We start from the raw sequence: 5,416 nt of genomic DNA, 5'->3' as shown, positions 1-5,416 counted from the left end.
CTCCGCGGGCAGGGGAGTCTCGTCGGGCCAGCGCGATCTCGTTGGCCAGACCACGTCCGCGGCGGGCGGCGGGCACACCGGCCGCCGCTTCGGCCGCGCGACGTGCCGAGTCCAAGGCGGCGGCCGCGCGAGCCTGACCCCCCGCGGCCGCCGATTTGACTCGCTCTAGCTCGGCTATGCGCACGATCAGCGCCGATTCGTCAGCTGCCGGATCGATCGCAACCAGGTGTTCGAACATACATTCGATCTTAAGCGAACCCACCGACAATTTATGTTGGACGGCACAGCAGTCATCGAGGAGATGGAACAAGCATGGCCACGAAGCACCAGATCCGCACGGCTCGGATCTACGAAGACGTCGGCCCCGACGACGGACAGCGTGTCCTGGTCGATCGCATCTGGCCGCGAGGAATCCGCAAGGGCGACCCACGGGTCGGAACCTGGTGCAAAGACGTTGCGCCGTCCAAGGAACTGCGTGAGTGGTACCACCACCAGCCGGAGCGGTTCGACGAATTCGCGGCGCGTTATGCGGCGGAGCTATCTGGCAACCCGGCGCTCGACGAGCTGCGCCAGCTGACCAAGCGCGGCGTCGTCACCCTGGTCACCGCCACGCGGGAGGTAGCGGGTAGTCACGCCGCCGTATTGGCCAAGCTGTTGAAAAGCCGCTGACATGCGACTGGGATTGCCTGCCTTGGGAATCGGCGCCGGCGCCCAACGGGCGGTGATCGACGCGGTCGTCGGCCGCCGAGAGCTGCGGCTTTGCCACCCTGTGGGCGGGCGAGCATGTTGTGATGGTCGACCGATCCGAGTCGCGCTACCCCTACTCCGACGACGGCGTCATCGCGGTTCCGGCGCAGGCGGATTGGCTTGACCCGATGATCGCGCTGAGCTTTGCCGCCGCCGCCTCGTCACGGATCGGCATCGCGACCGGCGTGCTGCTGCTGCCAGAGCACAATCCCGTGGTGGTGGCCAAGCAGGCCGCGGCCTGGATCGGTTGAGTGGCGGCCGGTTGACACTCGGTGTGGGCGTCGGGTGGTCCAGGGAAGAGTTCGCCGCTCTCGCGGTGCCGTTCGAGCATCGCGCGACCCGCACGGCGGAATACGTGGCCGCGATGCGCACCCTGTGGCGCGACGATGTCGCCTCGTTCGATGGGAAGTTCGTCGGCTTCGACTCGATCCGGGTTAATCCCAAGCCGGTTCGCGACCGTCGCATCCCGGTCGTGGTCGGGGCAATAGCGACGGGGCATTGCGACGGGTAGCCGCATGGGGCGACGGTTGGTACGGCTTTAACCTCGACGGCGTGGGGGCGGTGCGTGAACGGGTCGGCAAGCTGGATCAACTGTGTGCCGAGTCGGGACGCGACCGCGCCGAGCTGCGGCTGGCCGTGGCCTTGCGCAGCCCGAAAGTTGGGGATCTCGATGAGCTTGCCGAGCTGAGCGTTGACGAATTGGTCCTGGTGGAGTCCCGCCCGATCGGCCGGAGGCGGCGACCGGGTGGGTTTCGGCGCTGGCCGAGCAGTGGATGAGAGTGCTGCCTCAGTAGTCGTGTTCTGCCAGCGTGATGTCGCCGAGCCGCTCTGATTCGTCGAGCGACAGCGCGGCCGGAACCATCTCACTGGTAACCAGCCCGTGGTGGGTGGTCAGCTCGTCGATGGCGTCGAAGCTGCGCGCGATCGCCTCCGGTGTGTCGACGACGATTGTGGTCACCGGCACCCTGCGCGCGATCTGAAATAGCTTGTCCCCGTGCGGTTTATGGTCGCCGTAAAATCCCCAGACGCCGCGCAGCACCGTTGCCCCGCGGGCAGTTCGGGAATGCAGCAGTCGTTGGACGATGGCGCGGTGGATCGGCAGCAGCCCGTCGTGTGTGGTGCCTTCGGCGGTGTACACCATCAGCTTCTGCCACAGGGGGCGCCCGTTTTCATCCGTCGCCGGCAGCTGTTGAGGACGCGCGAATAGCTCACCGTCGCGTTTGCAAAGTCGGACTCGTTCGACAGTCAGCAACGGGTCGGGCACCAGGGCGGCGAGTTCGGTTGCGGCGGCTGAGACTTGCGTGGTCGTCCCGATGCCGATGATCATCAGCGGAACGTTGACGTTGCGGCCGAAGAAGCGGGCGCGTTGGCGCTCGCCGTGGGCCGTGCCGTCGACACCGAGAAGCACTATGGCACCGGCAAATCCGTGTCGATAGAGCAGATCGCATACCGCGTACTGGGCGAGTTTCCCGCCAACGCGCTCCTGACGGCCCACATAGACGGTGAGCTTCGCGGCGTCGCCATTGTGGCTGTCGAAGTCGCTGAGCGCGTCGGCGCCCATATCCCGGGTGACCAGCCGCGCGCGTTCCAGGGTCATCAGCCCGCGGTCGGTCATCGCGGCTACATCGCCGACCAGGGAGCGGATCTTGGGCTCGACGTCCACGGCGGCGACCGCCACCGCCGGATCCTCGGACAGGCTCAGCGACAGATCGGTGCGCAGTTCGTGGCGCGGCCCGAAACTCGCGATGCCGCGCAGCATCACGCTGGTCGCGACGTCATTGGCGCCGAACAAATCCAGCATCGAGTCCGCCAGGAAGCGGCGGCCGCCGCCGACCGGGCGCTGCCGCTCGGCGAAGTAAGTGGTCAACTTCAAGCACGGCTGGTTCATGTCTGCTCCGCCACCCATTGTCCGAGCAGCGCCGCGGCCAGGCCGAGTGCGACGCTGACGACGATATTGGCAACCGCCGTCCACATTCTGCGCTCCTCGCCCAGCCGTTGGGTTTCCAGCATCCAGGTAGAGAAGGTGGTGTACGCGCCGACGAACGCGGTGCCAGCCAGCAGGGCCGCATCCTTGCTCAGCGCCAGGCCGCCCAGGAACCCCAGCAGCGCGGCGCCGCTGACGTTCACCGCCAGCGTGCCCAACGGAAACGGCCAGGCCGCGCGGCGCGAAACCGCGCGATCCGCCAGGAAGCGGGTCACCGAGCCGATTCCGCCGATGAGCAGGACGCCGGCCCAGACGGCGATGTTTGCGGGCGCGGTGCTCATCCGCGCACCCGCACCCGGCGCACCAAGACCGTGGCCAGGTGCACCACCAGCAATCCCAATGCGACGCTGACAACGGTGTAGCTGGCGGCCAGCACCCAATGGCCATGTTCGATCATCCTCACCGTTTCGACCTGCATCGTCGAGAAAGTGGTCAACCCGCCGCAGAATCCGGTGCCCAGCATCGGGCGCCGATAGCTCGACAGTGGCAACCGCTCCAGCAGTCGGGTGGTGAAATAACCCACCAGGAAGGCGCCGATGATGTTGACGATGAACGTCGGCCACGGCCAACGCGCCGGATCGGGAGCCATGACGGTGGCCAGCGCCGCGCGGGCGGCGGCGCCAAGCGCTCCACCGGCGAAAATCGCGGCCAACTCGCGATAGTCGTGGTTTGCCACTGTTCAAATCCTTTCCGGCCGGTGAACGCTTCGCAGCATAGAGCGACATGAGAGTGGAGCAAGGGCAGAATCGGTAGACATGGCCCACCCGCGCGCCGGCCAGCCGGCCCTGCCCGAAGACCTTGTCGATCTGCCCCATCTGGTAACGGCCTACTACTCGCTACAACCCGATCCCGACGACGTCGCCCAGCAGGTGGCGTTCGGCACCTCGGGCCATCGCGGCTCGGCGCTCAACGGAGCGTTCAACGAGGCGCATATCCTCGCGATCACCCAGGCCATCGTCGAATACCGCGCCGCCCACGGCACCACCGGCCCGTTGTTCATTGGCCGTGATACACATGGCCTTTCGGAACCGGCATGGGTATCGGCGCTGGAGGTGCTGGCCGCCAACGAGGTCGTCGCCATGATCGACTCGGCCGACCGGTACACGCCGACCCCGGCGGTCAGCCACGCCATCCTCACCTACAACCGCGGTCGCACCGAGGCGCTGGCCGACGGGATCGTCGTGACACCGTCGCACAACCCGCCCTACGACGGCGGCTTCAAGTACAACCCGCCCAATGGTGGTCCCGCGGACACCGACGCGACCAACGCAATAGCCAAGCGCGCCAACGAGATTCTGCGCGACGGCTCAGGGGTGAAGCGCGTGCCGTTGGCCCGGGCACTACAGACCGCCCGACGCCACGACTACATGGACAGCTATGTGGACGACCTGCCGAATGTGGTGGATGTCGACGTGATCCGCAAAGAAGGAGTCCGGATCGGCGCGGACCCGCTCGGCGGGGCCAGCGTTGATTACTGGGCCGCGATCGCCGAGCGGCACAAGCTCGAGTTGACCGTCGTCAATCCGCTCGTCGATGCGACGTGGCGGTTCATGACGCTCGACCACGACGGCAAAATCCGGATGGACTGCAGCTCGCCGGATGCGATGGCCTCGCTGATCGCCAACCGGGATCGCTACCAGATCGCCACCGGCAACGACGCCGACTCCGACCGCCACGGCATCGTCACCCCGGACGCGGGGCTGATGAACCCGAACCACTACCTGGCGGCGGCCATCGACTACCTCTATACCCATCGGCCGTCCTGGCCGGACGGCATCGCCGTCGGCAAGACCGCGGTCAGCTCGTCGATCATCGACCGGGTGGTCGCCGGAATGGGCCGCAAGCTGGTCGAGGTGCCGGTCGGGTTCAAATGGTTCGTCGACGGCCTGATCGGCGGCACCATCGGCTTCGGCGGCGAGGAGTCGGCCGGCGCATCGTTCCTGCGCCGCGACGGATCGGTGTGGACCACCGACAAGGACGGCGTCATCCTTGCTTTGTTGGCCTCGGAGATCCTGGCCGTCACGGGCAAAACGCCATCACAGCGGTATCAGGAGCTCGCCGACGAATACGGCACACCGTTCTACTCGCGGGTGGACGCGCCCGCCGACCGGGACCAGAAGGCCCGGCTGTCCAAGTTGTCGGCCGATCAGGTGACCGCCACCGAGCTGGCCGGCGAGCCGATCACCGCGAAGCTGACCGCCGCGCCGGGCAACGGTGCGCCGCTGGGCGGACTGAAGGTGACGACAGCCAACGCGTGGTTTGCCGCACGGCCTTCGGGCACCGAGGACATCTACAAGATCTACGCGGAGTCCTTCAACGGACCCGAGCATTTGGCCGAGGTGCAAGAAGCCGCGCGCGAGGTGGTTAATAAAGTCATCGGGTGACTTTGTCCCTCCGATCCCTCCGACCTACTTGCCCGGGGGGCGCGGGTCCCGATCTACGCGCCTACCGCGCGAAGTCTGGATCCTCAGCTGGGCGAACATCATGATCGCGCTCGGCTACGGTGTCATCTCGCCGGCGATGCCGTCCTTTGCGCGTACCTTCGGGGTCAGCATCGAGGGAGGTTGTCCCGGGTCTCGTGGAAGTTGAGGTGGCGGTCCCCCGCTTGATTCCTGCCGTGTGGTAGGTGTCGGGCGTTCCGCCAAAGAACACCAACAGCAAGGGGACCGCCGTGAAGAAGAGTAG

Annotated in this window: 5 protein-coding genes and 2 pseudogenes; 3 read left to right on the top strand and 4 right to left on the bottom strand. The window is 66.7% G+C overall.

Annotation, left to right across the window (positions count from 1 at the left end; translation table 11 throughout):
• Positions 1-238: pseudogene (locus ACLP9N_RS06035) on the bottom strand (HNH endonuclease); the annotation flags it as partial.
• Between the two features lie 74 nt (positions 239-312).
• Between ACLP9N_RS06035 and ACLP9N_RS06030 the strand changes: the two are divergent.
• Both ACLP9N_RS06030 and ACLP9N_RS06025 read left to right on the top strand, forming a co-directional pair.
• Positions 313-669, top strand: a complete 357-nt coding sequence (locus ACLP9N_RS06030; protein ID WP_442406535.1) for a DUF488 domain-containing protein — start codon at positions 313-315, stop codon at positions 667-669.
• Between the two features lies 1 nt (position 670).
• Positions 671-1,541 (top strand): annotated as a pseudogene (locus tag ACLP9N_RS06025) (TIGR03619 family F420-dependent LLM class oxidoreductase).
• Here ACLP9N_RS06025 and ACLP9N_RS06020 read toward each other — a convergent pair.
• The 3 genes from ACLP9N_RS06020 to crcB (ACLP9N_RS06010) are packed head-to-tail and all read right to left on the bottom strand — an operon-like array spanning position 1,535 to position 3,407.
• On the bottom strand, positions 1,535-2,635 hold the full coding sequence (locus ACLP9N_RS06020) for a DUF190 domain-containing protein (RefSeq protein WP_442406534.1): 1,101 nt from the start codon (positions 2,633-2,635) through the stop codon (positions 1,535-1,537). The pseudogene ACLP9N_RS06025 and the gene ACLP9N_RS06020 overlap by 7 nt on opposite strands.
• Entirely contained in the window at positions 2,632-3,012 is a 381-nt protein-coding gene (crcB, locus tag ACLP9N_RS06015) for a fluoride efflux transporter CrcB (RefSeq protein WP_442406533.1), read from the bottom strand. The genes ACLP9N_RS06020 and crcB (ACLP9N_RS06015) overlap by 4 nt, the downstream gene beginning before the upstream one ends.
• The gene (gene crcB, locus ACLP9N_RS06010) at positions 3,009-3,407 is read right to left on the bottom strand and encodes a fluoride efflux transporter CrcB (protein ID WP_442406532.1); all 399 of its coding nucleotides are present in this window, start codon (positions 3,405-3,407) and stop codon (positions 3,009-3,011) included. The genes crcB (ACLP9N_RS06015) and crcB (ACLP9N_RS06010) overlap by 4 nt, the downstream gene beginning before the upstream one ends.
• A gap of 79 nt (positions 3,408-3,486) precedes the next feature.
• Between crcB (ACLP9N_RS06010) and pgm the strand changes: the two genes are divergently transcribed.
• On the top strand, positions 3,487-5,115 hold the full coding sequence (gene pgm / locus ACLP9N_RS06005) for a phosphoglucomutase (alpha-D-glucose-1,6-bisphosphate-dependent) (RefSeq protein ID WP_442406531.1): 1,629 nt from the start codon (positions 3,487-3,489) through the stop codon (positions 5,113-5,115).
• The last annotated feature ends 301 nt before the right edge of the window (positions 5,116-5,416 follow it).

Origin of the sequence: Mycobacterium sp. (assembly GCF_052144515.1) — a bacterium.
In the GTDB taxonomy this organism is placed as follows: Bacteria; Actinomycetota; Actinomycetes; order Mycobacteriales; family Mycobacteriaceae; genus Mycobacterium.
This window is presented reverse-complemented; position numbering and strand designations above follow the sequence as displayed.

Excerpts from the sequence above, each read along its gene's own strand:
- ACLP9N_RS06030 (WP_442406535.1), top strand. The coding sequence starts at position 313 with ATGGCCACGAAGCACCAGATCCGCACGGCTCGGATCTACGAAGACGTC.
- ACLP9N_RS06020 (WP_442406534.1), bottom strand. The coding sequence starts at position 2,635 with ATGAACCAGCCGTGCTTGAAGTTGACCACTTACTTCGCCGAGCGGCAG.
- crcB (WP_442406533.1), bottom strand. The coding sequence starts at position 3,012 with ATGAGCACCGCGCCCGCAAACATCGCCGTCTGGGCCGGCGTCCTGCTC.
- pgm (WP_442406531.1), top strand. The coding sequence starts at position 3,487 with ATGGCCCACCCGCGCGCCGGCCAGCCGGCCCTGCCCGAAGACCTTGTC.